Origin of the sequence: Intrasporangium sp. (assembly GCF_040414665.1) — a bacterium.
Classification (GTDB): Bacteria; Actinomycetota; Actinomycetes; order Actinomycetales; family Dermatophilaceae; genus Intrasporangium.
The window spans coordinates 1-23,276 of sequence record NZ_JBEDUL010000048.1 but is presented as its reverse complement, the minus strand read 5'-3'; the positions used below and the strand labels follow the sequence as shown (position 1 = coordinate 23,276).

At 70.0% G+C, this 23,276-nt stretch carries 26 protein-coding genes; 14 read left to right on the top strand and 12 right to left on the bottom strand.

Annotation, left to right across the window (positions count from 1 at the left end):
* Both ABF401_RS05270 and leuA read left to right on the top strand, forming a co-directional pair.
* Nucleotides 1-576, top strand: a 576-nt coding sequence (locus tag ABF401_RS05270; RefSeq protein WP_353508486.1) for a LysR family transcriptional regulator substrate-binding protein, incomplete at its 5' end; no start/stop codon positions are given.
* Nucleotides 577-703: 127 nt separating this feature from the next.
* The gene (gene leuA, locus ABF401_RS05265) at nt 704-2,479 is read left to right on the top strand and encodes a 2-isopropylmalate synthase (protein ID WP_353508485.1); all 1,776 of its coding nucleotides are present in this window, start codon (nt 704-706) and stop codon (nt 2,477-2,479) included.
* Between the two features lie 210 nt (nt 2,480-2,689).
* On the opposite strand, the gene ABF401_RS05260 is transcribed toward leuA, so the two are convergent.
* Both ABF401_RS05260 and ABF401_RS05255 read right to left on the bottom strand, forming a co-directional pair.
* Complete coding sequence (locus ABF401_RS05260; protein WP_353508484.1) at nt 2,690-2,953, bottom strand: hypothetical protein; 264 nt, start codon at nt 2,951-2,953, stop codon at nt 2,690-2,692.
* A 137-nt stretch (nt 2,954-3,090) separates the two neighbouring features.
* Nucleotides 3,091-3,621 carry a DUF1269 domain-containing protein gene (locus ABF401_RS05255; protein ID WP_353508483.1) on the bottom strand — a complete coding sequence of 177 codons (531 nt, stop codon included), beginning with the start codon at nt 3,619-3,621 and terminating at the stop codon, nt 3,091-3,093.
* Nucleotides 3,622-3,752: 131 nt separating this feature from the next.
* Here ABF401_RS05255 and ABF401_RS05250 point away from each other — a divergent pair, with 131 nt between their 5' ends.
* Entirely contained in the window at nt 3,753-5,294 is a 1,542-nt protein-coding gene (locus ABF401_RS05250) for a glycosyltransferase-like membrane protein (protein WP_353508482.1), read from the top strand.
* A gap of 329 nt (nt 5,295-5,623) precedes the next feature.
* Here ABF401_RS05250 and ABF401_RS05245 read toward each other — a convergent pair whose 3' ends face one another.
* Nucleotides 5,624-6,460, bottom strand: coding sequence for a maleylpyruvate isomerase family mycothiol-dependent enzyme (locus ABF401_RS05245; RefSeq protein ID WP_353508481.1), 837 nt, complete (start codon nt 6,458-6,460; stop codon nt 5,624-5,626).
* A 10-nt stretch (nt 6,461-6,470) separates the two neighbouring features.
* Nucleotides 6,471-7,121, bottom strand: coding sequence for an alpha-ketoglutarate-dependent dioxygenase AlkB (locus ABF401_RS05240; protein WP_353508480.1), 651 nt, complete (start codon nt 7,119-7,121; stop codon nt 6,471-6,473).
* Between the two features lie 104 nt (nt 7,122-7,225).
* Between ABF401_RS05240 and recO the strand changes: the two genes are divergently transcribed.
* Both recO and ABF401_RS05230 read left to right on the top strand, forming a co-directional pair.
* Nucleotides 7,226-7,954, top strand: a complete 729-nt coding sequence (recO, locus tag ABF401_RS05235; protein ID WP_353508479.1) for a DNA repair protein RecO — start codon at nt 7,226-7,228, stop codon at nt 7,952-7,954.
* Nucleotides 7,955-7,988: 34 nt separating this feature from the next.
* Nucleotides 7,989-8,774, top strand: a complete 786-nt coding sequence (locus ABF401_RS05230; protein WP_353508478.1) for an isoprenyl transferase — start codon at nt 7,989-7,991, stop codon at nt 8,772-8,774.
* 89 nt (nt 8,775-8,863) lie between these two features.
* Here ABF401_RS05230 and ABF401_RS05225 read toward each other — a convergent pair whose 3' ends face one another.
* The 6 genes from ABF401_RS05225 to ABF401_RS05200 form a co-directional block, all read right to left on the bottom strand.
* The gene (locus tag ABF401_RS05225; protein WP_353508477.1) at nt 8,864-9,109 is read right to left on the bottom strand and encodes a LuxR C-terminal-related transcriptional regulator; all 246 of its coding nucleotides are present in this window, start codon (nt 9,107-9,109) and stop codon (nt 8,864-8,866) included.
* 96 nt (nt 9,110-9,205) lie between these two features.
* A complete protein-coding gene (locus ABF401_RS05220; protein ID WP_353508476.1) occupies nt 9,206-9,601 on the bottom strand; it encodes a Fur family transcriptional regulator in 396 nt (131 codons plus the stop codon).
* Complete coding sequence (locus ABF401_RS05215; protein WP_353508475.1) at nt 9,598-10,614, bottom strand: metal ABC transporter permease; 1,017 nt, start codon at nt 10,612-10,614, stop codon at nt 9,598-9,600. The genes ABF401_RS05220 and ABF401_RS05215 overlap by 4 nt, the downstream gene beginning before the upstream one ends.
* Nucleotides 10,611-11,405: a metal ABC transporter ATP-binding protein gene (locus ABF401_RS05210; protein ID WP_353508474.1), complete on the bottom strand. Its 795-nt coding sequence runs from the start codon at nt 11,403-11,405 to the stop codon at nt 10,611-10,613. Before ABF401_RS05210 ends, ABF401_RS05215 begins: the two co-directional genes overlap by 4 nt.
* Nucleotides 11,402-12,346 carry a metal ABC transporter substrate-binding protein gene (locus ABF401_RS05205; RefSeq protein WP_353508473.1) on the bottom strand — a complete coding sequence of 315 codons (945 nt, stop codon included), beginning with the start codon at nt 12,344-12,346 and terminating at the stop codon, nt 11,402-11,404. The genes ABF401_RS05210 and ABF401_RS05205 overlap by 4 nt, the downstream gene beginning before the upstream one ends.
* Nucleotides 12,347-12,442: 96 nt before the next feature.
* On the bottom strand, nt 12,443-12,730 hold the full coding sequence (locus ABF401_RS05200; protein ID WP_353508472.1) for a DUF6703 family protein: 288 nt from the start codon (nt 12,728-12,730) through the stop codon (nt 12,443-12,445).
* A gap of 174 nt (nt 12,731-12,904) precedes the next feature.
* On the opposite strand from ABF401_RS05200, the gene ABF401_RS05195 reads away from it, so the two are divergent.
* Nucleotides 12,905-13,465 (top strand): HEAT repeat domain-containing protein, encoded by a 561-nt coding sequence (locus ABF401_RS05195; protein WP_353508471.1) that lies wholly within the window; start codon nt 12,905-12,907, stop codon nt 13,463-13,465.
* A gap of 4 nt (nt 13,466-13,469) precedes the next feature.
* Here the strand turns inward: ABF401_RS05195 and ABF401_RS05190 are convergent, their stop codons facing one another.
* Nucleotides 13,470-14,309 (bottom strand): sulfurtransferase, encoded by an 840-nt coding sequence (locus ABF401_RS05190; RefSeq protein ID WP_353508470.1) that lies wholly within the window; start codon nt 14,307-14,309, stop codon nt 13,470-13,472.
* Between the two features lie 25 nt (nt 14,310-14,334).
* Between ABF401_RS05190 and ABF401_RS05185 the strand changes: the two genes are divergently transcribed.
* The 3 genes from ABF401_RS05185 to dusB are packed head-to-tail and all read left to right on the top strand — an operon-like array spanning nt 14,335 to nt 16,335.
* Entirely contained in the window at nt 14,335-14,688 is a 354-nt protein-coding gene (locus tag ABF401_RS05185) for an alpha/beta fold hydrolase (RefSeq protein ID WP_353508469.1), read from the top strand.
* Complete coding sequence (locus tag ABF401_RS05180; protein WP_353508468.1) at nt 14,685-15,059, top strand: alpha/beta fold hydrolase; 375 nt, start codon at nt 14,685-14,687, stop codon at nt 15,057-15,059. The genes ABF401_RS05185 and ABF401_RS05180 overlap by 4 nt, the downstream gene beginning before the upstream one ends.
* Nucleotides 15,060-15,078: 19 nt before the next feature.
* Nucleotides 15,079-16,335 carry a tRNA dihydrouridine synthase DusB gene (gene dusB, locus ABF401_RS05175; protein WP_353508467.1) on the top strand — a complete coding sequence of 419 codons (1,257 nt, stop codon included), beginning with the start codon at nt 15,079-15,081 and terminating at the stop codon, nt 16,333-16,335.
* Between the two features lie 3 nt (nt 16,336-16,338).
* On the opposite strand, the gene ABF401_RS05170 is transcribed toward dusB, so the two are convergent.
* Nucleotides 16,339-17,025, bottom strand: coding sequence for a hypothetical protein (locus tag ABF401_RS05170; protein WP_353508466.1), 687 nt, complete (start codon nt 17,023-17,025; stop codon nt 16,339-16,341).
* A gap of 130 nt (nt 17,026-17,155) precedes the next feature.
* Between ABF401_RS05170 and ABF401_RS05165 the strand changes: the two genes are divergently transcribed.
* The 5 genes from ABF401_RS05165 (at nt 17,156) to dnaG (ending at nt 23,224) form a co-directional block, all read left to right on the top strand.
* Nucleotides 17,156-17,794 carry a YdeI/OmpD-associated family protein gene (locus ABF401_RS05165; protein WP_353508465.1) on the top strand — a complete coding sequence of 213 codons (639 nt, stop codon included), beginning with the start codon at nt 17,156-17,158 and terminating at the stop codon, nt 17,792-17,794.
* Between the two features lie 270 nt (nt 17,795-18,064).
* Nucleotides 18,065-18,595, top strand: a complete 531-nt coding sequence (locus ABF401_RS05160; RefSeq protein ID WP_353508464.1) for a SigE family RNA polymerase sigma factor — start codon at nt 18,065-18,067, stop codon at nt 18,593-18,595.
* On the top strand, nt 18,592-19,965 hold the full coding sequence (locus ABF401_RS05155) for a hypothetical protein (protein WP_353508463.1): 1,374 nt from the start codon (nt 18,592-18,594) through the stop codon (nt 19,963-19,965). Before ABF401_RS05160 ends, ABF401_RS05155 begins: the two co-directional genes overlap by 4 nt.
* Nucleotides 19,966-20,000: 35 nt before the next feature.
* The gene (locus ABF401_RS05150) at nt 20,001-21,251 is read left to right on the top strand and encodes a deoxyguanosinetriphosphate triphosphohydrolase (RefSeq protein ID WP_353508462.1); all 1,251 of its coding nucleotides are present in this window, start codon (nt 20,001-20,003) and stop codon (nt 21,249-21,251) included.
* Between the two features lie 32 nt (nt 21,252-21,283).
* Nucleotides 21,284-23,224, top strand: coding sequence for a DNA primase (gene dnaG, locus ABF401_RS05145; protein WP_353508461.1), 1,941 nt, complete (start codon nt 21,284-21,286; stop codon nt 23,222-23,224).
* Nucleotides 23,225-23,276: the final 52 nt, after the last annotated feature.

The following is a 23,276-nucleotide window of genomic DNA, read 5'->3' as shown; positions in this document are numbered from 1 at the left end:
CTGCCCGTCGACGACGCCACGCTGGAGATCCACCCGGTCTTCAACGACGAGCTGGTCTACGTCAGCGCACACCCGGAGCGGATCGCCACGCCCGTCACGGCCGCACGGCTCGGGCAGGCGCCGCTGGCCCTGGCCTGGGCGAGCTGGGCCAACGACCCCACCCGGGCGGCCCTAGCAACGCTGGTGGAGTCGGCCAGCGGCAGCCTGCAGTCGCGCGTCGAGGTCGAGGACCTGGAGACGACCATCGACCTCGCCGCCAGCGGTGAGGCCGACACGGTGGTTTCACTCGGCGTCCTGGCCCAGCTCGGCCACCGGGTTCCCCGCAACCTCGGCTGGGCGCCGATCCGGCCGAGGCAGTACGACCGCTTCGCGATCGTCCACCGCCGCGATGCCGTGCTGTCCCCTGCGACACAGCTCATGGTCGAGCTCGTCATGGCTCGCATGCAGCAGGTCGCGGACAGTGCGAAGCGCCTCGGGCGCACCCGGGCACCCGGCGCGGTAACACCAATGGCGGTCTCAGGATCCGGGCACCCGAGCCCGGGTGGTGGACGAAGCGAGCTCAGCGGCATACGGTGAAATCGTGCGTTCGGCGCTGCTCCTTCTTCGCTGCCGCGGCGAGGCCTGATCCCGGCCCTCCTCGTCGCGGAGTTTCTCGTGTCCGGCCGGACACCACTGAGAGACACAGAGACGAGAGAGCGAAGCGATGATCCACCCCCAGCAGACGTCCGGGATGCCGTTCCAGAAGTACGTTCCCTTCCACGAGCAGATCCCCTTCGACCTGCCTGACCGAACCTGGCCGACGAAGCGGATCGAGGCGGCCCCGCGCTGGTGCGCAGTTGATCTGCGCGACGGCAACCAAGCCCTCATCGACCCGATGAACTCCGAGCGCAAGCTGCGCATGTTCCAGCTCCTCGTCGCCATGGGCTACAAGGAGATCGAGGTCGGCTTCCCCTCTGCGAGCCAGACGGACTACGACTTCTGCCGTGAGCTCATCGAGGGGGGCCACATCCCGGACGACGTGACGATCCAGGTGCTGACGCAGTGCAGGGACGCGCTCATCGAGCGCACCTACGACGCGATCCGCGGCGCGAAGCAGGCGATCGTCCACTTCTACAACTCGACCTCGGTCCTCCAGCGGCGTGTCGTCTTCGGTCTCGACCAGGACGGCATCATCGACATCGCCCTCCAGGCCGCGCGGCTGTGCCGCAAGCTCGAGGAGACGGTGCCCGACACGACGATCTACTACGAGTACTCGCCGGAGTCCTACACCGGCACCGAGCTCGACTTCGCCGTGCGGATCTGCAACGAGGTCATCAGTGCGATCGACCCGACGCCGGACCACAAGATGATCATCAACCTGCCGGCGACGGTCGAGATGATCACCCCGAACGTCTACGCCGACTCCATCGAGTGGATGGTCCGCCACCTCGATCGGCGCGAGTCCGTCGTCGTGTCGCTGCACCCGCACAACGACCGCGGGACGGGCGTGGCGGCGGCCGAGCTCGGGTACCTCGCCGGGGCAGACCGCATCGAGGGGTGCCTCTTCGGCAACGGCGAGCGCACCGGCAACGTCGACCTCGTCACGCTCGGCATGAACCTGTTCAGCCAGGGCATCGACCCGCAGATCGACTTCAGCGGGATCGACGAGATCCGGCGCACCGTCGAGTACTGCAACCAGCTGCCGGTGGGCGAGCGGCACCCCTACGGTGGCGACCTCGTCTTCACCGCCTTCTCCGGCTCACACCAGGACGCCATCAAGAAGGGGTTCGAGGCCATGGCGGCCGAGGCCAAGGAGAAGGGCACCAGCGTCGACGACCTCGTCTGGGGCGTCCCGTACCTGCCGATCGACCCGCACGACCTCGGCCGCTCCTACGAGGCCGTCGTCCGCGTCAACAGCCAGTCCGGCAAGGGCGGCGTCTCGTACATCATGAAGTCCGAGCACCAGATGGACCTGCCCCGCCGCCTGCAGATCGAGTTCTCGGGCGTCGTCCAGCGCGGCGTCGACCAGGACGGGGGAGAGGTCACCCCGGCCGAGCTGTGGGCGACGTTCCAGGACGAGTACCTGCCGAACCCGGACGCGCCCTGGGGCCGCTTCGAGCTGGTCAACGTCGTGACGGACTCGACCGTCGATGGCGACAGCACGATCGAGGCGAGCCTGGTCGACAACGGCGAGGCCATCACGATCTCGGGTCGCGGCAACGGGCCGATCGCGGCGTTCCTCGACGCCTTCATGACGATCGACGGCGCCCCGGACATGCGGGTCCTCGACTACGCCGAGCACGCACTGTCGGCCGGTGGCGACGCTCGCGCCGCTGCCTATGTGGAGTGCGCGATCGGCGAGCGGGTTCTCTGGGGTGTCGGGGTCGACCCGTCCATCGTCACCGCGTCGCTGAAGGCCGTGGTGTCGGCGGTGAACCGGGCGGTCCGTGACCGTCTGGCCGCTGAGGCGATGGGCTCGGAGGCCAACGCCGTCGGGTAGCGCCTCGCGTCATCGGTCCGTCGGCGTGTCGGAACCGCCGTCTGTCCATCGATCTGTGGACCGGGGGTAGCCGGCCGTCCTGTCACTGATTCTCGTGAAGCTCCCGGGGCCGTGCTCCTCTCGCAGCTGCCGTTGGATGCGTCCGACCCCGGTGGAACGTTCGAAGCGCCCGGAAGGTAGCCAGTGCCCCGGGCGCTCCGACGCTTGCTGTCACAGCGCCGACGCTGCGTCAGCGCCCCCGTACATGAGGAAGAACACGACGATCGACGCGAGCGCGGTCACCAGGCCGGAGATCGCCATACCGTGACCGGCGTACTTCTTCCCGAGGGCGATGCCGCCGAAGACGAGGGCGAGAATCGCCAGCGGCCAGAGTCCCACGTTGAGGATCGGGACGAACGAGAGGAGCAGCGCGAGGATGCCAAGGATCATGCTCGTGACCGCGAAGCCGGTTCCGTGTATTGGTGTGACGGTCATCCCCTCAACTCGAGTGAAGGCAGCCTCTGACGCGCGGCGCACGTGCCGAAGGTCCCGATGATCGGGTTGCAAGGTGGATCTCACATTGGGCAGTGCGGGTCAGACTGCTCGTGCCCGCCGACGTCGCGTCGGAGCCCTCATCCCTCGCTGGACTTGGCGTCGGCCTCGATCTTGGCGGTGTCGGCCTTCAGTTCCTTCGTCTCGACCTTCTGGGCCTTCTTCATCGAGGCTTCGATCTTGGAGCCCATGTCGGAAACGCCGACGACGACGAGGCCTGCCTGTCCCTCGTCGAGGTGCTCGCCGAGGTCCTTGAGGTCTTTTCGGCTCATGCCCGCAGCCGCATGACCGGCCACCGCACCCAGAACCGCCCCGCCGCCCGTGGTGGCTGCCAGCAGACCTCCGCCGATCGCGGCGAAGGGAAACAGCGCGACCACCAGCCCGGTAGCCAGGCCCACGCCCGCACCGGCAACCCCGCCCACGCGGGTCGGAGTCTCGTGCTTCTTCCTGATCTTGACCTTGCCGTCCGCCTCGCGCTCGACCACCGCGGCGTCATACGCATCGATCAGGTTGGCCTCGGTGTGCAGGTCCTTGACCAGCTTGTAGTCAGCCTCAGCGTCAGCGACGGAGTCATAGACCGCGACGAACGCGATAAAGGTGTCCACTGCCATCGCACAACCTCCGTTGGATGAGTTCACCAACACGGCACGATCCGGTCGCGTCGCGGCCAACCCTATCGCCGTCGTGTGCTCCGGTGGAGGACTTCGAGGGGACGCCGAGGCGTCCGGTAGCGTCTCGCGTCATGGAGAACCCGGTCGGCAGGGCGTTGCTCCGCCTGACTGGAATCTCGCTCGTCCTCGTCGCCGTGGTGGCCGTGGTGGCGCCGCGGCAGCCGAACATCTCGTACGACCCCAAGATCGTCGTGCCCGTGCTCATCGTCGCGCTGGCCTTCGCCTGGTTCGGCCGGGTGCCCACTGTTCTCAAGAACCGCTGGTTGCCCGTCGTCGTCGCAATCGTCGGTGGAGGAGTGGCCGCCGGTGTCGGGCTCGCCCTCCGGTACGACTTCGGGTGGGACGCGCGGGTCCTCCTCGAGATGGCGCGCTCGATCCACGCCGGACGCCTCCTCACGCAATCGGAGTACGACTACCTGTCGCTCTATCCCAACAACCTCCCCCTCCTGGTCATCGACCGCTTCGGGGTCGAGGTCGGGGCCGCCTTCGGGGTGGCTGCCGACGCGGTCCTCATCACCCTCACGGGGGTGTGCGTCGCCGCGACGCTGTATGCCGCTCACCTCCTTGTCGTGCCCGTGGCCGGCCGGGGGCCCGCGCTTGTCACGCAGGTCGTCGTCCTTTCGCTCGTGGGTGTCAGTCCGTGGCTCAGCGTGCCGTACACCGACTTCTATGCGATGCCGTTCATCGTCGGTGGTCTCGCCTTGGCGACCGCCGCCTGCCGGCGTTCCGGGTGGCTGGCACGAATCGTCCTCGGCGGCCTGTCGATCGCGTCGATAGCCGTGGCGTACGTCATCAAGACAACTCCCGCCGTCGTCATCGTCGCGCTCGTGGTCGTAGCGGTGGTGCGACTGGCCGACGACTGGTCCATGGGACGAGCCCGGGTCCTCATCCCCTCTGCGATCGGGGCCGTCGTTGCCTTCCTCGTCCTGAGCACAGCACTGGCGGCGGGGGCCTCCGCCGCGACAGGACTCGACACCAACCGGATCGAGCCGCGGGCCACACCGCCGGTGGTCTGGTGGCTGGCAAACGGGATGAGCGAGCAGGTGAACGGGGACGGCGTCGCTCAGTACGGCACCTACCGACGGGACATGGTCGAGGCCATCCGGGGCCGGACGCCCGCCGAGATGCGTGAATACTCCCGCACGTTCATCGCGGACCGATGGCAGGAGCGGGGGCCGGTCGGCATGCTCGCGTTCTATGCCAACAAGGCAGCGTGGAACTGGGGCGACGGCATGTTCTGGGCTTGGGGAGAGGGGCTTGACTCCCAACCCGGCCGAGTGGTGCCGAAGGGCCCGGTCGCTGAGGCGGTCAACGCGGTCAACGGGCTGCACGGCCGCTGGTACCCCGTTCGGGCGGGTCTGGCCCAGGGTCTGTGGCTCGCCGTCCTCCTCACGGCAGGCCTCGGACTGCTACAGGTGCCAGCGCGGCGCGAGACGCTGCTCCTGGCGGTCACGGTGCTTGGGATTGGGGCGTTCACGCTCGTCTTCCAAGGACGCTCCCGGTACCTGTTCGCGTTCGTGCCGGTCATCGTCAGCCTCGCGGCGGTGGTCCGGACGAGACTCGTCCTCGGGTCGATCCTGCAGCCGGTGCGTCGGCTCCGCCGCGGCAGGTAGGGCCGCTGTCGGCAGGAGGAAGCCGTGGCGGTTCAGGCAGAGCACCTTGGCGTGCTCGACCAGTCCGTCCGTGCTCTCGAGCTCGGTGCGCCAGAGCACCTCGGCAAAAGAGCCGCACTCGGGGCAGCTGGTGATGTCCATGGGAGCCCCCTGACTCCGGCGCGGGGGCCGCCGTGGCCGCCGCGCGTGATGCAGTGATCGGATAGGAGGCTCGCGATCGGGCTGAGATACATGGCGTCGGCGCCGGGACGATCTGTCGGCAGGGAACACTCACCCACTGATTCGTCACACGAATCAGTGGGTGAGGCTTTCGCAACGCAGATGAACGCTCAGGTGATCGAGTCGACGATGACCCCGTCCACGTGGGCGAGCGCCGCCTCGTCGCCCGTCCGGGAGATCTCGCCGTGGGGTGGCCGGTTCCACAGCCAGCAGTCGAGGTCGCCCGCCGTGCCCGCGATCTCCGCGACCGAGGCCTCGTCCGGTCCATCCGTGACCGCGAGGCGTCGCTCGTCCCACGCGTCGCCGTCCGGGTCGACGCCCGTGACCTGCACCGGCGTCACGGTCCAGGTGTGGAAGCCGTCGACCACCGCAATGGTGACGCTCGGTCCGAGCGGTGACGCCGTCAGGCCGTACTCCGGCGGGTAGCCGCGCATGACGCGCAGCGCCTCGTCCACGCCGTCCGCCGCGAGGCGGCAGTCGATCGGCGAGCGCTCGGCGCCAACGGTCAGCTCGGCATCGACCCGGTGGATGAGCGCCTCGTGCGCCTGGCGGCGGCTGATGTAGCCGGCCGAGTGGTCGGTGTGCCACATCCACAGCTCGGTCTGCGGGTCGAGACTCCTGAGCATCCGCTGCAGCCGCTCGCTGGCCCGCTCGAAGTGGGCGAGCAGCCCTGCTCGATCTGTCGGCCGCTCCTCGCGGGCCGCCTCGAGGCCTTCGACCTCGTCCTCACGTGTGAGCCCCCGCTCGGCGATCATCCCCCAGTACCACTGCACCTCGCCCAGGTGCCACAGCAGGTCGTCGGCGTCCCAGTCCGGGCAGGTCGGGACCCGCTCGCTGCCACCGGTTCCGGAGATGAGCTCCCAGAAGAGGCGTGACTCCTGCCTGAGGTGGTCGACGTAGGGGACGGCCGGGGCCGCGCTCGCGGCTGGGTGCCGGCTCAGCGGCATACGTGATCTCCTAACGGACTCCTGCAACGCGGAACTGCACGGAGATGCGCGGCCCGACCGGCTCCGACGTCTTGGGGATCGCATGGTCCCACGTCCGCTGGCATGACCCGCCCATCACGACGAGGTCACCATGCCCGAGCGGAAAGCGCAAGGACTTGTGCGTGGAGCCGGGGATGGGGCCGCCGTCGCGCGGGCGGAGCGCCAGCGTCCGCGAGGACCCGAGCGACAGGATCGCGACGATGGTGTCGAGGTCCTTCGAGCGGCCGATCCGGTCGCCATGCCAGGCGACGCTGTCGCGCCCGTCACGGTAGAGGCACATCCCCGCAGTGACGAAAGGCTCCCCGAGCTCCTCGCGGTAGTGGGCGCTGAGCGCCTCACGAGCCGAGTCGAGGATCGGGTGGGGCAGGCGCTCATCCCCGGCGTAGAACCTCGTCAGCCGGGGGACGTCCACGACGTTGTCGTACATCTTGCGGCGCTCGGCACGCCACGGCACGTCACGGACCAACGTGGTGAACAGCTCGTCACCCGCAACGAGCCAGCCCGGCCGGACGTCGACCCAGGCGCCGTGGTCGAGCTCCGCCCGTCGGACGCTGCCGGACAGGGCCCCGAGGGTCATGGGGTCGCCGACGTCGAGCAGGGAGCCCTGGAGTGCGAGATCCATTCATCCAATGTAACCCAATCTCGAACGAGTGTTCGAGATGGACCGCACCGACGTCCCGGCGGTGCGGTGCTGGCCTCCGAGACTGCACGGGGGAGAATGGGCCCATGCCCCTCTACCGTGACGAGGCGATCGTCCTGCGCACCCACAAGCTGGGCGAGGCCGACCGCATCATCACGATGCTGACACGCACCCGGGGTCGGGTGCGTGCCGTCGCCAAGGGCGTGCGACGGACGAAGTCCCGCTTTGGCTCGCGGCTGGAGCCGGGCATGGTCGTCGACGTGCAGTGCTATGAGGGGCGCAACCTCGACACCGTGACACAGGCCGAGACCCTCGCCCCCTATGGCGACGCGATCGCGCGCGACTACGCCGCGTGGACGGCGGCCGCCGCCATGCTCGAGACGACGCTCCAGCTGACTGAGGAGCACGAACCGCAGACCCAGCAGTACCTCCTGCTCGCCGGCGCACTCCGGTCCCTCGCCGAGCGGGCGCACGACCCGACGCTCGTCCTCGACGCCTTCCTGCTCCGCTCCCTGGCCGTCGCCGGCTGGGCACCGAGCTTCCTCGACTGTGCGCGCTGCGGCGCCGTCGGACCTCACCGCGCGTTCAACGTGCAGTCCGGCGGGGCCGTGTGTTCCGTATGCCGCCCACCTGGCTCGAGCGCGCCCGCTCCCGAGACGTTCGCCCTCCTCGCAGCCCTGCTGTCGGGTGACTGGGACACCGCCGACGGCAGCGACGACCGGCATCGCCGGCAGGGGAGCGGTCTCGTCGCCGCCTTCCTCCAGTGGCACCTCGAGCGTGGTGTCAGATCGTTGCGACTCGTCGAGCGTGCTTGAGCCACAAGTGGATTCACTAACCAACCGGAGAGCGATGACGCAGCCCTACCAGCGGCCCTTCCCACACCCGTCCGGCGCGCGGCCACCAGCCATCCGCGCCGACGCGCTGCCCCGGCACATCGCCATCGTCATGGACGGCAACGGCCGGTGGGCCAACGCGCGAGGGCTGCCGCGGACCAAGGGGCACGAGGCGGGGGAGGCGTCGCTGCTCGATGTCGTCGCCGGCGCCATCGAGGTCGGCGTCACCCACCTGTCCGCCTATGCCTTCTCGACGGAGAACTGGCGCCGCTCTCCGGACGAGGTCCGCTTCCTCATGGGCTTCAACCGGGATGTCATTCGGCGCCGTCGGGACCAGCTCCACGAGTGGGGCGTGCGGATGCGCTGGGTCGGTCGGTCGCCCAGGCTGTGGCGGTCCGTCATCAAGGAGCTGGAGATCGCCCAGGAGCTGACGAAGCACAACACCGGCCTCACCCTCTACTTCTGCGTCAACTACGGCGGCCGAGCCGAGCTCGCAGACGCCGTCCAACGAATCGCCTTTGATGCCAGAGACGGTCGGCTCAAGCCAAGCTCTGTGGACGAGCGGACGATCAAGCGCTACCTGGACGAGCCGGCGATGCCGGACGTCGACCTGTTCGTGCGGTCGTCCGGCGAGCAGCGGACCTCAAACTTCCTGCTCTGGCAGTCGGCCTATGCGGAGATGGTCTTCCAGAACCGGCTGTGGCCGGACTACGACCGCCGCGACCTGTGGGCCGCCATCGAGGAGTACGTCGCCCGCGACCGCCGGTACGGCGGGGCCGTGGACAAGCCGGCGGGCAGTTGAGCGAAGTCAGCTCCGCTCGCCTGCCCGGACGAGCCCGGATTCGTAGGCGAGGACGGGCACCTGCACCCGGTCGCGCAGGCACAGCTTGGTCAGCAGCGACACGCAGGTCTTGACGGTCGCCTCCGAGAGGACAGCTCGCCGGCAATCTCCGCGTTGGACAAGCCCCTTGCCACCAGCCGGAGAACGGTGGCCTCCCGCTGGGTCGGGCAGCGACGTCGGCTGGGTTGCCGGGGCGGCGAACCGCTCCAGCAGGCGCCTCGTCGGCGCCGGTGCGAGCAGGGCCTCGCCCCGGGCGACGACCTGCACCGCGTGGACCAGGTCCTGGGGTGACACATCCTTCCACCACGCACTCGAAGTGCCTTGCGCGCGAACTCAGCTCAGCGGCATACGGCATCAATCACTGGCCGTATGCCGCTGGGCTGGCTCCGCACTCACGTGCGGGAGCACTCGGCGCACGTCCCGAAGATCTCCAGGCTGTGCGTGACGTCGCTGAAGCCGTGCTCGGCGGCGACCCGGTCCGTCCACCGCTCCACCGCCGGTCCCTCGACCTCGACGGTCCGGCCACAGCTGCGACACACGAGGTGATGGTGGTGGTCGGTCGAGCACGCCCGGTAGACGGCCTCCCCGTCGTCCGTGCGCAGCATGTCGACGGTGCCCGCCTCGACCATCGCCTGGAGGGTGCGGTAGACGGTCGCCAGCCCCACGCCCGCGCCCGCCTCGCGCAGCCTCGCGTGGACCGTCTGGGCGGAGGTGAAGTCGTCGCACCTGTCCAGCAGGTCCGCAACGGCGGCCTGCTGGCGCGTGGGCTTGCGTGGCGTCGTCGTCATCGGGTCACGTCCTCCTCGGCGGGCTTCGTCGCGGCTGCTGCGGCCGCGATCTCGCCGTGCTCGTCGTAGTGGCCCTGGTGCGCGGCATGCAGGTGGCCGTCGTGGACGTAGTCGACGTGATCACGGTGCGGGATGCTCTCGTGCCCGCAGCCCGGTCCGTGCTCGTGGTCGTGCCGTTCGGCCATGTCGTGCCGGCGGGCTCGGAGCCGCTCACGCACGCTCATCGCGACGGCGATGACGACGAACAGCCCGACCGCGAAGAGGACGATGGTCCCACCGGAGGGGGTGTTGAGCGGGTAGGAGACGAGCACGCCACCGACGGCCGACACGAGACCCAGTGCCATGGCCCAGCGCAGGCCCGAGCCGAAGCTGCGGGCGAACAGCTGCGCGGTGGCGTTGGGCACGATCATCAGGGCGCTGATCAGGAGCAGCCCCACGATGCGCATGGCGATGACGACGGTCGTCGCGGTGAGCACGGCCAGCACCATGTTGAGCGCCAGCACCGGCAGACCGACGGCCCGGGCATACTCCTCGTCGTTCGCGACCGCGAAGAGCCGCGGCCTCAGCACCCACGTCGTCACGGCGATGACAACGGCCAGGATCGCGAAGGCAATGAGGTCGCCCTGCCGGACGGTGAGGATCGAGCCGAAGAGATACTTCACCAGGTTGGCGGGGGTGCCGTCAGGCGCCTGGCTGATGATGACGACACCGGCCGCGATTCCGCCGTAGAAGATGATCGCGAGCGCCACGTCACCGCTCGTGCGCCCTCGGGCCCGCAGCAGCTCGATGACGACCGCCGCGATGACGGCCGCCACGAGCGCCGTCAACACCGGGCTCTGGTCGGTGACCAGCCCGATCGCGACTCCGGCGAGCGCCACGTGGCCCATGCCGTCGCCGATCAATGACATTCGCCGCTGCACGACGAAGATGCCGACCATCGGGGCGACGATCCCGACGAGGAGGGCGGCGACCAGCGCACGCTGCATGAAGTCGAGCGACAGGATCTCCGTCATGGCGTGCCTGCCGGGGGGTCGAACGGACCATGCGCCATCGCGGGAGGTTGCGCCAGCTCGAGGTCGTGGTGGTGGCTGTCGTGGTCGTGGTGCACCGAGTCCCGGGCGGCGGCATACCGGTCCGGGTCGCCGTCGAAGGCGATGTGGCCACCGTCGACAACGACGATCCGGGTCGGCAGGCCCTCGAGGGCGCCGAGCTCGTGGGTGACGATGACCAGGGTCACGTCCCGCTCGACGAGGCGGGCGAGGACGTCGGCGAGGACGTGTTGGTTGGCGGCGTCGACGCCGGCGGTGGGTTCGTCCATGATGAGCACGTCCGGCTGGCCCGCGAGGGCGCGGGCGATGAGGACCCGTCGTTGCTGTCCTCCCGAGAGGGTGCTCACCTCCGTCCCGGACCGGTCCGACAGCCCGACGAGGTCGAGTGAGCGGCACACGATCTGGCGGTCGGTTGCACCGAGGCGGCCGAGCCATCCCAGTCGCGGGAGCCGGCCCGACTCGACGATCTCCTCGGCCGTCGCCCGCACCGAGGCGGACAGGGTGTGGCGCTGCGGCACGTAGCCGACCCGCGCCCGGTCGCTGAAGTCGTCCGCCGGCGTCCCGAAGAGCGTGACAGTGCCGGACAACCGCTGGTTGAGGCCGAGGATGCCCTTCATCAGGGTCGACTTGCCGGAGCCGTTGGCGCCGAGGACCGCAACGACCTCACCGCGACGGATGGCGAGGTTCGCGCTGGTGACGATGGGGCGCTCGCCATACCCGAACGACGCGTCCTTCAGCTCGATGACGGTGGTCATGAGCAGTCCTGCCCCTGCTTGAGCGTCGCGAGATTGCTCCGCATCACCTCAAAGTAGTCCTTTCCCGCCGACGCATCGGTGATCCCCTCGATGGGGTCGAGGGTCGCCACGGTCGCCCCCGTGGTGGCAGCGACCGTCTGCGCGAAGTGCGGCTCGACGAGCGTCTCCTGGTAGATTGTCGAGACGCCGTGGTCCCGGACCAGCTGGGCGATCGCTGCGAGTCCCGCGGCGCTCGGCTCGGCTTCGGGCGAGATCCCGGTGATGCCGTGCTGCTCGAAGCCATAGCGCTCCGCGAGGTAGGTGAAGGCGGAGTGGCTGGTCACGAGCTGCCTGATCGTGCACGACTTGAGACCCGTGGTGAACTCCTGGTCGAGCTGGGCGAGCTCGTCCACGAAGGCCTGCGTGTTCTGCTTCAGGGTCGCGGCGCGTGCCGGCTCGAGCTCTGCCAGCCGGGCGCCGATGGCTTCCGCAACAGAGGCGTAGCGATGCGGGTCGAGCCAGAAGTGCGGGTCCGCGCCCTCGTGCGCATGCCCGGCGTGCTCGTCGGCACTCTCGCCCGCGTGGCCCTCGTCCGCTGCCGATGTCAGGGTGAGGTTCGCGGCCCCCGAGACGTCGAGGACGCGCTCGGAGTCCACCTGCTGCACCGCCTCGTCGACGGCCGGCTGGAAGCCCCTGGAGTAGACGACGAGGGACGACCTCGTCATCCGAGCCAGGTCCTGCGGGGTGATCTCGAGGTCATGCGGCTCCGCCCCCGGCTTGGTGAGGACGCTGACGTCGAGCGCGCCGCCCCCGATCCTCTCCGTCGCGAACTGGATGGGATAGAAGCTCGTCACAACCTGGGGGCGGCCGTCGGTCGAGCCAGTTCCGGCGCCCGAGCCGCAGCCTGCGGCAGCGAGGGCCGTTGCCACGATGGCAGCCCCAAGGGCCAGACGACGTTTCACACGACGATCCTTCTCGAAATGAGAATGATTGTCAAAACCAATTTGCCGTATGCTGCTGTGCTGGCTCTCGCCTCGGCGCTCGCTCCCGCGGTGGGCTCAGCTGGGGGCGAGCTCGACGATCGCCACGGCCAGGGCCAGGACGAGGACGGCGACGCGCAGGAGCCGCTCCGGCAGGGTGAGGCGTTCCCAGGTGAGGAAGAGCAGCCACGCGACGAAGGCCGTCACGACCAGGAAGGCAATCCCGCTCCAGGGTGACGGTGCGAAGATGCCTACAGCGAGGACGAGGACGAGCACGCCGAGCGCGACCGCTCGTGGGACAGCGTTCATCCGCTCGACCCAGGGTGCGGAGGCGTGCTCGACGCGGGACCGGAAACTCAATGCCACGAGGCACACCCTACGGACAGCCCGTGGGTCCTGGCCAAGCCGAGGCGGAGGGTTCCCGGTCCGCGGCCCTCCGACGATCGAGCCCGGGCGCGACTGCGGGCGCGGCTGGCCGCCGGATGACGCCGACAACTGCGCTGTAGTCCGGTTGTCGGAGGGCGCGCCTACGGTGGGCGAGTGGTGGACGACGAGGTGCTCGACGCGTCGCCGGGAGATCGGGCCCGGGCGGCCGCTGACGCCCTTGGCGATCGTGAGCTGACGGCCTGGTGCGCCGACCTCATCGCCGGCCGCGTCGCCTGGGGTGATCCGGCCGGTCCGGACATCGGCTGGGTCGGCGGACGACCGGCACGACGCTGGGGCTCGCCAGAGCGGCTCGACGACACGACGGACTACTGGGCGCGCGTGTGGGCGGCGCGCACGCTCCTCTACGTCTGGGACGACGCGTGCACAGCGGACGTCGTTGCGGGACTGGGCGATCCGGCTTGGCGCGTCAGGGAGATGTGCGCCAAGGTCTGCGCCCGTTGGGAAGTGGGGCCGGCTGCTGATGCCTGCGCCCGGCTCGTCGCTGACGAGGTTCCCCGAGTGCGTGCCGCCGCCGTCCGCGTGCTCGGGGTGACCGGCGAGGCGGAGCACGCGGACGCCATACGCAGCGCCTTCGACGATGCGGACCCGTCCGTGCGAGTGGCGGCGGAGCGTGCGCTCCGCACCTTGCGGGGTCGGCTCGATCGTCCGCTGTGAGCGGTCAGTCCGGCTCGGAGCCCGTGGCCACCGGCCGGCTCGGGTCGCGAATCCACTCGCTCCAGGAACCGGGATAGAGCGCCGCATCGACGCCGAGCTCAGCGAGCGCGAGGACGTGGTGCGCCGCTGTCACGCCGGACCCGCAGTAGACCGCGACGTCGCCTTGGACACGCCGCTCGCCCTGCACCGTGGCCCAGTGGTCCGCCAGGTCGGGTCGGAAGGACCCGTCCTCGGCGAGCCACCCCGTCGTCGGGCTGTTCGCCGCACCCGGAATGTGACCGGCCACCGGGTCGATGGGCTCCTGTTCGCCGGCATAGCGCTCGGGTGCGCGGGCGTCGATCAGCAACCCGGTTCGAGCCAGCTCCGCGGCGCCCACGGCGTCGACGGTCGGCATCGAGCCGGGCCGGGCAACGAAGTTCCCGTGGTGCGGTTCGGGAACCTCGGTGCTCACCGGGAGCCCGGCTGCCACCCACGCAGCGAACCCGCCGTCGAGCACCCGAACGTCCCGAAGACCGACCCAGCGGAACACCCACCAGGCCCGCCCAGCGGCATACGACTCCTTGCCGTCGTAGACGACGACACGCGTTCTCTCACTGACGCCGCAGCGGCGGAGCACTCCCTCGACGACGGCGGGGTCGGGCAGCGGGTGCCGCCCGCCCTCGCCAGGAGGCGCGGCCAGCTCCGTGTCGAGGTCGACGAAGTGCGCCCCGGGGACGTGCCCCGCGGCGTACTCGGCCGGCCCCGGTTGGTCAGAGCCCGCCGTCGTCAGCGTCCAGCGGACGTCGATGACGACGACGTCCTCGATCTCGTGGGCGAGCTCCGTTGCGCTGATGAGATGGCTCATGGGCCCATCGTGGCATCCTCGGGAGGTGCCGGCTCACCTCGTCCTCGTCCACGGCTCGCGGCTGTCGAGCACCCAGTGGGCACCCCAGCTGCCCCTCCTCGACGGTCTCGTCACCGTCGGTCTCGTGGACCTGCCCGGTCACGGGGTGAGGGCGGGGGAGGAGTTCACGCTGGCTCGCTGTGTCGAGGTCATCGACGCGGCGGTTGGGGAGGCGCCAGCCGGCTCGAACGTCGTGCTCGTCGGCCACTCCCTGGGCGGCTTCGCCGCGATGTCGTATGCCGCTGAGCGGGGTTCGCGTCTCCACGGCCTCGTTCTCGCCGGGTGCAGTGCGTCACCGGTGGGGCCGGGCGCGGCCATCTACCGGGCCGTCGCGCAATGACCGACCGGCTGGGGCCAGATCGGATGACCCGGGTCAACGACCGCGTGCTGCGGCGGCTCTATGCCGCCGACCTCATCGACCCGGTCATCGCGGGCGGGTACTACTTCGCCCCGACCACGTCGGCGTGGCGCGAGGTGATGACCCACTGCCGGCCGTCGATGCTCGCCGGTGTCCGGTGCCCGATCCTGCTGCTCAACGGCCAGTACGACCAGTTCCGGCTGGGGACCAAGGCGTTCGTCCAGTCCTGCCCTGGCGCGCGGGTCGAGGTCATCCCGCGGGCGAGCCACATCTCGAACCTCGACCAGCCGCGGGCGTTCGCCGAGGCCCTCCTGCGGTTTGCCCGCTCGGTGGATTCGGCCGACGGCTCGTGATTTGCGAGAATCGGCCCTTGTGACCGACGTGCCGCCCCTTCCCGCGCAGGACAGTCCCGTGCTGCCCACACTGCGCATCGGTCGGCACGTCATACAGTCGCCCGTCGTCCTTGCCCCGATGGCCGGCATCACCAACCGCGCCTTCCGGCGGCTGTGCCGCGAGTACGGCAGCGACGCCGCCCTCGCCCTTGGGGCCGACGGTGGCGTGAGTGGCCTGCGTGGCGCGAGTGGCGCGAGTGGCGCGACGAGCCTCTACGTCAGCGAGATGATCACGACCCGCGCCCTCGTCGAGCGCAACGCCGAGACGATGCGGCTCATCGAGCACGATCCCGAGGAGAACCCACGGTCGATCCAGCTCTACAGCGTCGACCCGGCGACGGCCCGGGCTGCCGCCCGCATCCTCGTCGAGGAGGACCGCGCCGACCACATCGACCTCAACTTCGGGTGCCCGGTGCCGAAGGTGACGCGCAAGGGTGGCGGGTCCGCCCTGCCGTGGAAGCGGGACCTGTTCCGCTCCATCGTCGGTGCGGTCGTCGAGGAGGGCGCCAGGCGTGACGTCCCGGTCACCGTCAAGATGCGCAAGGGCATCGACGACGACCACCTCACGTACCTGGAGGCCGGGCTGGCCGCCGAGCAGGAGGGCGTGGCAGCCGTCGCACTCCACGGGCGGACAGCCGCTCAGGCGTACTCCGGCACGGCGGACTGGGCGGCGATCAGGCTGCTGAAGGAAACGGTCACGACCATCCCGGTCCTCGGCAACGGCGACATCTGGTCGGCCGAGGACGCGCTGCGCATGGTCGCGGAGACCGGATGCGACGGCGTTGTCGTCGGTCGCGGCTGCCTCGGGCGGCCGTGGCTCTTCACGGACCTGGCGGCAGCCTTCGCCGGCTCGCCGACCCGCGTGACGCCCACCTTGGGCGAGGTCGCGGACACGCTGCGCACCCACACGCTCTACCTCGCCGACTTCTACGGCGACGAGGAGCGGGCCTGTCGCGACATCCGCAAGCACATTGCCTGGTACCTCAAGGGGTTCCCAGCCGGGTCGACGGTCCGCAACTCGCTCGCCCTCGTCGACTCGATCGATGCGCTCGACCGGCTCCTGGCCACGCTCGACCGGGACGTGCCGTGGCCGGGGGAGCCCGCGGAGGGCCAGCGCGGCCGGGCCGGGTCCTCCCGCCACGTCGTCCTGCCCGAAGGCTGGCTCGACTCGCGCGAGCTCTCCGACGACCACCGCCGTGTCGTGGCCGAGGCCGAGCTGTCCGTCAGCGGCGGCTGAGACTCAGCTGATCCAGACTGTGAGCGGGCCGAGACGCTCGGCGCCTGCCTCCACAGCCGCCATGACACCGTCGCCGGCCTCCCAGGAGACGAATGGCATGGTGCCGACGAGCTGGTGCGCCGCCCGGGTCGCGCCGCGCCATGTGCGGACCTCGTCAGCGTCACGGCTGAAGGTGTTGCTGATACCGGCCACGGGAGCCGTCACGTTGACGATCGCGCCAGCGGCGAAGGAGTCGTCGCCGTCAGTGGCGGCGAGGACGTGCACGCCGGGCTCGTCGAGCAGACCGGCTCGGAGGATCGCTGCATCCTCGGGATCGCGCGCCCAGGCGCTGGCCCACGCGGGGAACTCCGTCGCTTCTATGCGACGCCACGCGCGTCCGTCGGCGCCGGTCTCGGGAACGTCGAACCAGAGCCACTCGCCGACGACGAGGCGCGCGAAGTCCTCCGTCGTCAGGTCGAACCGCGACCAGCTGTCCTTGACCGAGGCCCCGTCGCCCGGATCGATCCGCGCGAGGACGTCGTACTCGGTCGTGACGCGGGAGAGGGTGACCGCGTCCGGGTAGTACGGCGGTGTCCTGGTCCGGCTCGTCCAGACGAGGTCGTCGAGCACGGTGCTCAGCCCGTGCGAGCGGCACACCGCGTCGCACCAGAGGGCGTTGTTGCGAGCGGCGAGAGCGATGCGATCGGTCACGGTGCGATCCTCCCAGCAGCGGCGACCGGTTCGAGGTATTCGGTCGCTCTCGAGAGCGACCGCATACCTCGAACGGGGAGAAGGCGGAGAAGGGGGAGAAGGGGGAGAAGGGGATGGCAGGATCGACGGCATGCGACATGGGGGAACCGAGGAGCGACCGGCGGTCTTCTTCGACGATGCCGACGACTTCCGCGCCTGGCTCGAGGCCAACCACGACACGGCCACCGAGCTCTGGATGGGCCTCAACAAGAAGCACGTGGTGCCGCGGGGCCTGACCTGGGAGGCCGCCGTCCGCGAGGCGCTCTGCTTCGGCTGGATCGACTCCTTGTCGCAGGGCATCGACGAGGACACGAGGCGGCAGCGCTGGACTCCGCGCAAGCCGACGAGCAACTGGAGCACCATCAACATCAAGGCGGTCGAGGAGCTGACCGCAGCCGGTCGCATGCACCCGGCGGGCTTGGCCGCCTTCGAGCGACGGCGCGACGACCGGTCCGGCATCTACTCCTACGAGAACGGGGAGCTCACTCTCCCAGCGGAGTACGAGGCAATGCTGCGCGCCGATCCCAAGGCGTCCCTCTTCTGGGACGGCGCCACCGCGTCCTACCGCAAGACGGTGACGAGCTGGGTCCTCACGGCCAAGCAACAGGCGACCCGGGACAAGCGCATGGCCGAGCTCGTCGACGACAGCGCGCACGGTCGCCTCGTCAAGCCGCTGCGCTACGGCACCGAGCCCGCGTGGGTGGCCAGGCTGCGTGCGCAACTGAGCTGAGCGGCATACGGCCCATTCCGTATGCCGCTGTGCCGGCTCGCGATGTGCCAACCCTCCCAATGGGGTGAGTTCCACGTCGAGTGTGCAGTAAGCGCTGCCAGCCAGGCGCCGTCGGGGGCGTCTACTGCACACTCGACCAAGGGAGGGCGCGCGTGTTGCGGATGAGGGGGGCTCGGAGCGCGCTGGCAGCTTCCCGCTCGCTCGTGCAACCTTCTGGTCCAGCGGTGGCGTACAGGCGGTGACGGACTGGTCGCGGACGGCAGGGGAGACATGCGCACGAGGGACGGGCGGCGAGACACCGAGTTCACGGCTTTCGTCAGGGGGCATTCGGACCGGCTCCACCGCTACGGCTACGTGCTGACGGGCAGCGGCGCGGAAGCCGAGGAGCTCGTGCAGGAGACCCTCGTCAAGGTGTACCTCGCCTGGGAGCGGATCTGTCACGAGGGGTCGCCGCTCGGGTACACCCGGTCGGCCATGGCTCGTACCCACATCTCGCGATGGCGATCGTGGCGACGCCGGACCGCGTTGGAGGACCGGGTCGTCCTCGACCGGACCTCGACCACGACGTCGTGGGAGACGGAGGCGACCGAACGTGACGCGATGTGGCGCGCACTGGCCGCCCTGCCACCTCGGCAACGGGCCGTGGTGGTGCTGCGCTTCTACGAGGACCTGACCGAGCGGGACATCGCCGTGGCCCTCGGGTGCGCGGTCGGCACCGTGAAGAGCCAGCTGTCCCGAGCCCTGTCCACCCTGCGCGGTCGGGGAGCCGCCCACCTGCTCGTGTCGGAGGAGGCGCGATGAACGACCTGAACGCCCGGATTCTCGAGGAGACGCTGCACGAGCGTGCCGGCTCCATGCCACTCCCAGTCCCTGCTGGCGTCGAGCTGATCGACCGTGCTGGGCGCAAGCGGCGCCGACGGGCGGCGGTCGGCACCTTGGCTGGCGCGGCGACGGCCGCGGTAGCGGTCGTCGCCTTCCTCGGCATCCCGTCCCCTGCGCCCGAACGCCCTGTCCGGCCGGCCTCGTCCCAGGCGCCGAGCACCTCGGCATCGGAGTCACCGGTCCGACAGCGGCCGCTCAGCATCGATGACGTCGCCCGAGTGAACCGGGTCCACGACTGGGCGATCGCTTTGCCGCCCGGACCGGCCGTCAAGCGGGATCTTGGCTACCGCGCCTGGCGAGAGGACGGGCACGTCGTTCTCCAGATCGGCGGTCGAACAGTCCCGCTCGCTGAGCGTGTGCAGCTGCTGTCCCATCCGACCAAGGTCGCCGACGGTTGGCTCTTCGCCGCCCATGACAGCACCTCGTTGCCGGCCACGCGTGTGCTGCATGTTGGCACCAACCTCGGGGTGACCGTCGTCGCCGAGGCAGACGAGGTCCGGCAGGTCGTGGCCGGTCCGGGAGGACGGGGCTTTGCGGTCGTCACGGTCAGTGCGAGCAGGGACGAGATCATGCCCGGCACGGTGACCTTCTTCTCGGCGGAGGGCCGCCAGCAGAGGCACCTCGAGCTGCCGGGCTGGCAGGAGCCGCTGATCGCAACGTGGCATGGCGACGTGGTCACCTTCCCGGCCCCGGGCGGCTCGCCCACCCGGCTCCGCTCCTACGACCTGCGCACCGGACAGATGAGCGACGTGCGGCTGGCGTCGTCACAGGCCGACGTCACGGACGTGCGGGTGCTGACAATCCCTGGCGCATGGGGAGGCGACCCCGCCGCGGCCCTCGTAGCGGTCGAACGGTCCACGGGCGTGGAGTGCGCGCACCTCATCGAGGGAGCGGACATCGCACCGCAGCCGATCCTCTGTGGCCCAAGTGACGCGTCGTGGTTGATTGCGAAGGTGAGTCCGGACGGGACGAAGGCCATCATCGGAGACCGGTACTACGAGCGCTTCAACATGGACCGACCGACGCGGCTCATCGACCTCGGCACGATGACCGACGTGGCGGGGGTGCCGCCCGAGGTGCTGGCCGTCGGTGTCGGGCACCTGTACTGGGAGAACGAGCACGTGCTCATCGGCGGCGCGAACCGGGTGGCTCCGGTGCATCGCTCTGAGGCCCTCTTCCGCTGGAACCTCTCCACGTCGACCGGTGAGGCTCTGGAGTGGCGCCTCGCGGACAGCCCGGTCGCGGGGTATACACCGGGCACGCCCGACGAGCCGGCCGTCTGGCCCTGAGCGGGTGGGGGCGCAGGCGTCCTAGAGTGCGGGGTGTGGGGTACTCGGACTTCGACCGTGAGCGGTGGGTCGCTGAGGACCCCGCGCAGAAACGGGCCGACCGCGACGACTTCGCGCGTGACCGTGCCCGGCTCGTGCACTCCGCCGCGCTGCGTCGCCTCGCCGGCAAGACCCAGATCCTCGGCGCGGGGCACGACGACTTCGTGCGCAACCGGCTCACCCACTCGCTCGAGGTGGCCCAGATCGGACGGGAGTTCGGGGCCGCTCTGGGGTGCGACGCGGACCTCGTCGACACGGCCTGCCTGGCCCACGATCTCGGGCATCCGCCGTTCGGACACAACGGGGAGATGGAGCTCGACCGGATCTCCGCCGACATCGGTGGCTTCGAGGGCAACGCGCAGACCCTGCGTCTGCTCACCCGGCTCGAGCCCAAGCGGTGCCACGCCGACGGGTGCCCTGCCGGCCTGAACCTGACCCGCGCGTCCCTCGACGCGTCGACGAAGTACCCGTGGTTGCGCGGTGGCAGTCCGGTCCCGACGCGCAAGTTCGGTGTCTACGAGGACGACCTGCCGGTCTTCGACTGGTTGCGGACCGGCGCGGAGCCCGCGGTCCGGTGCTTCGAGGCGCAGGTCATGGACTGGTCCGACGACGTCGCCTACTCCGTCCACGACCTCGAGGACGCCATCGCGTCCGACTGGATGGACCCTCGCGTCCTGCGGTCCCGGGTCGAGATGCGCGGCGTCCTCGAGGTGGCCGGGGCGACGTACGCGCCGGACCAGGAGCCGGCCGCTCTCGCTCATGCGCTGGACCGGATCCTCGCCACGGGCGCCATCCCGTCGGGCTTCGACGGCTCCCGGAACGCCCTGGCTGCCCTCAAGGACATGACGAGCGGGATCATCGGCCGCTTCGTCCTGGCGGTCGAGGTCGCGACGCGGGAACGCTACGGCCCCGGCCCGCTGTGCAGATACGAGGCCAACCTCGTCGTGCCGTCCGAGACCCGTGCCGAGTGCGCCGTGCTCAAGGCCGTGGCGAACCAGTTCGTCGTGACGACGGACAGTCAGATGGTGCTCAAGGCTCAGCAGCGAGAGGTGCTCGCCGAGCTCGTGGAGCTGTATGCGGCTGAGCCCGACTCCCGTCTGGACGCCGACTTCCTCCCCGACTTCCTGGCGGCCTCCGACGACGGTGTGAGACTGCGCGTCATCGTGGACCAGGTCGCCTCGCTGACGGACGTGCGCGCGCTCTTCCTCCACTCGCTGTGGGCAGGGTCCGCGGCCACCCGCGCCTGACCACCTAGACTCAGCGCAGCGAGAGGAGGGGAATGGCGGGGCGGATCAACACGGACGACATCGCGACGGTCAAGGCGCGCTCCTCCCTCGAGGACGTCGTCCGGGAGCACGTCACGCTCCGCAGCGCCGGCCCCGGTGCCCTCAAGGGGCTGTGTCCCTTTCACGACGAGAAGACTCCCTCGTTCAACATCCGACCAGGCGTCGGTGCCTGGCACTGCTTCGGCTGTGACGAGGGCGGTGACGTCATCTCGTTCGTCCAGAAGATCGACCACCTCACCTTCGCCGAGGCGGTGGAGCGACTCGCGCAGCGGCTGGGGATGGAGCTGCGGTACGAGGACGGCCCCCGGTCTCGCGACGAGGGACTCGGCCGCCGGTCCCGGTTGCTCGAGGCGCATCGCGTCGCCGAGGAGTTCTACACCGAGCGGCTGCTGGCCGACAGGTTCGCCAGGCAGGCACGTGACTTCCTCCGGGCCCGCGACTTCAACAGCTCCCACGCGAAGCAGTTCGGTCTGGGCTTCGCGCCGCGCGGCGGAGAGGACCTCGTCGGTCATCTGCGCGCCAAGGGATTCACCGACGAGGAGCTGCTCATCGGCGGTCTGGCGGGACGGGGATCACGGGGCCTCTACGACCGCTTCCGCAGCCGTCTCCTCTGGCCGATCCGCGACATCACCGGCAGCACGATCGGCTTCGGTGCCCGTCGCATCTTCGACGACGACAAGATCGAGGCGAAGTACCTGAACACGTCGGAGACCCCGCTCTACAAGAAGTCCACGGTCCTCTACGGGCTCGACCTCGCCAAGAAGCGCATTGCCCAGGACCGGCAGGCCGTCGTCGTCGAGGGCTACACCGATGTCATGGCGTGCCACCTGGCCGGCGTGGAGACGGCGGTGGCGACGTGCGGCACGGCGTTCGGTGCCGAGCACATCAAGGTCCTGAGACGCATCATGCGCGACGAGGCCGACCTCGCCCCCGCCAAGGTGATCTTCACCTTCGACGGTGATGCCGCCGGGCAGAAGGCGGCCATGCGAGCCTTCGCCGACGACGCGAAGTGGACCTCGCAGTCGTTTGTCGCGGTGGAGAAGTCGGGCAAGGACCCGTGCGAGCTGCGCCAAGCCGGCGGAGACCCCGCGGTCCAGGCACTCATCGAGGACGCCGTGCCGATGTTCGAGTTCGCCGTCCGGACGACGATCAGCCGCTTCGACCTCGCCACTGCCGAGGGCCGCGTCCGGGCGAGCCGGGCGGTGGCCCCCATCGTTGCCTCGATCCGGGACCGGTCCCTCCGGCCGGAGTACACCCGGGAGGTCGCCGGCATGCTCGGCGTCGAGGTGGAGCAGGTCGCGGCGGAAGTGGCCCGAGCCGGACGCATCACGCTCGACGACGGCGCTCGCGGACGTCCGGGGGACCGCGCCGCACCAACCCGCGTGGGTGACCAGATGGCGGAGCCCACCCCGGCCGAGGCGGCGAGCACGATGCCGGTCCCGGACCGCCGCGACCCCGTCGTGCTGGCCGAGCGACAGCTGCTCCAGGTGCTCCTCCAGTTCCCGACCGTGCTCCGCCCCGGTGCCATCGACGCGCTGTCCGCCGACGCCTTCTCGGCGGAGGCCCACCGCGCCGTCTTCGATGGGATCAGGATCGCCAGCGGCTCCGGTGACCGAACGTCCCGCGGCACGTGGGTGTCCGAGGTGACCGAGGCCGCCCCGAGCGCCGTCGCGGCGCTCATCAGTGAGCTGGCGGTCGCCACGCTCCCGGCGCGGATGGACTCGATGACCGGCCTGCCGAGCTCGCGCTATGTCGAAGAGCTGTTTGACCGCGTCCGGACCGTGTCCCTCACCCGACGGGTGGCTGACGCCATGAGCGAGATGCGCCGGCTCGATCACGCCCAGGAGGCGGACCCCGAGCGGTCGCGTGTGTTGGCCACCGAGCTGCAGGACCTGCAGCGGCAGCTGGCCCGGATCAAGGAGGGCATGTCCTGATGGGTCTGTTCGACCGCCGCCGCAAGGCGGACCTGCCCCCTGAGGTCCGGGA

What these genes read in the sequence shown, in the direction of transcription:
- leuA (WP_353508485.1), top strand. Translation starts at nt 704, where the DNA reads ATGATCCACCCCCAGCAGACGTCCGGGATGCCGTTCCAGAAGTACGTT.
- ABF401_RS05260 (WP_353508484.1), bottom strand. Translation starts at nt 2,953, where the DNA reads ATGACCGTCACACCAATACACGGAACCGGCTTCGCGGTCACGAGCATG.
- ABF401_RS05255 (WP_353508483.1), bottom strand. Translation starts at nt 3,621, where the DNA reads ATGGCAGTGGACACCTTTATCGCGTTCGTCGCGGTCTATGACTCCGTC.
- ABF401_RS05250 (WP_353508482.1), top strand. Translation starts at nt 3,753, where the DNA reads ATGGAGAACCCGGTCGGCAGGGCGTTGCTCCGCCTGACTGGAATCTCG.
- ABF401_RS05245 (WP_353508481.1), bottom strand. Translation starts at nt 6,460, where the DNA reads ATGCCGCTGAGCCGGCACCCAGCCGCGAGCGCGGCCCCGGCCGTCCCC.
- ABF401_RS05240 (WP_353508480.1), bottom strand. Translation starts at nt 7,121, where the DNA reads ATGGATCTCGCACTCCAGGGCTCCCTGCTCGACGTCGGCGACCCCATG.
- recO (WP_353508479.1), top strand. Translation starts at nt 7,226, where the DNA reads ATGCCCCTCTACCGTGACGAGGCGATCGTCCTGCGCACCCACAAGCTG.
- ABF401_RS05230 (WP_353508478.1), top strand. Translation starts at nt 7,989, where the DNA reads ATGACGCAGCCCTACCAGCGGCCCTTCCCACACCCGTCCGGCGCGCGG.
- ABF401_RS05225 (WP_353508477.1), bottom strand. Translation starts at nt 9,109, where the DNA reads ATGTGTCACCCCAGGACCTGGTCCACGCGGTGCAGGTCGTCGCCCGGG.
- ABF401_RS05220 (WP_353508476.1), bottom strand. Translation starts at nt 9,601, where the DNA reads ATGACGACGACGCCACGCAAGCCCACGCGCCAGCAGGCCGCCGTTGCG.
- ABF401_RS05215 (WP_353508475.1), bottom strand. Translation starts at nt 10,614, where the DNA reads ATGACGGAGATCCTGTCGCTCGACTTCATGCAGCGTGCGCTGGTCGCC.
- ABF401_RS05210 (WP_353508474.1), bottom strand. Translation starts at nt 11,405, where the DNA reads ATGACCACCGTCATCGAGCTGAAGGACGCGTCGTTCGGGTATGGCGAG.
- ABF401_RS05190 (WP_353508470.1), bottom strand. Translation starts at nt 14,309, where the DNA reads ATGAGCCATCTCATCAGCGCAACGGAGCTCGCCCACGAGATCGAGGAC.
- ABF401_RS05180 (WP_353508468.1), top strand. Translation starts at nt 14,685, where the DNA reads ATGACCGACCGGCTGGGGCCAGATCGGATGACCCGGGTCAACGACCGC.
- ABF401_RS05165 (WP_353508465.1), top strand. Translation starts at nt 17,156, where the DNA reads ATGCGACATGGGGGAACCGAGGAGCGACCGGCGGTCTTCTTCGACGAT.
- ABF401_RS05160 (WP_353508464.1), top strand. Translation starts at nt 18,065, where the DNA reads ATGCGCACGAGGGACGGGCGGCGAGACACCGAGTTCACGGCTTTCGTC.
- ABF401_RS05155 (WP_353508463.1), top strand. Translation starts at nt 18,592, where the DNA reads ATGAACGACCTGAACGCCCGGATTCTCGAGGAGACGCTGCACGAGCGT.
- dnaG (WP_353508461.1), top strand. Translation starts at nt 21,284, where the DNA reads ATGGCGGGGCGGATCAACACGGACGACATCGCGACGGTCAAGGCGCGC.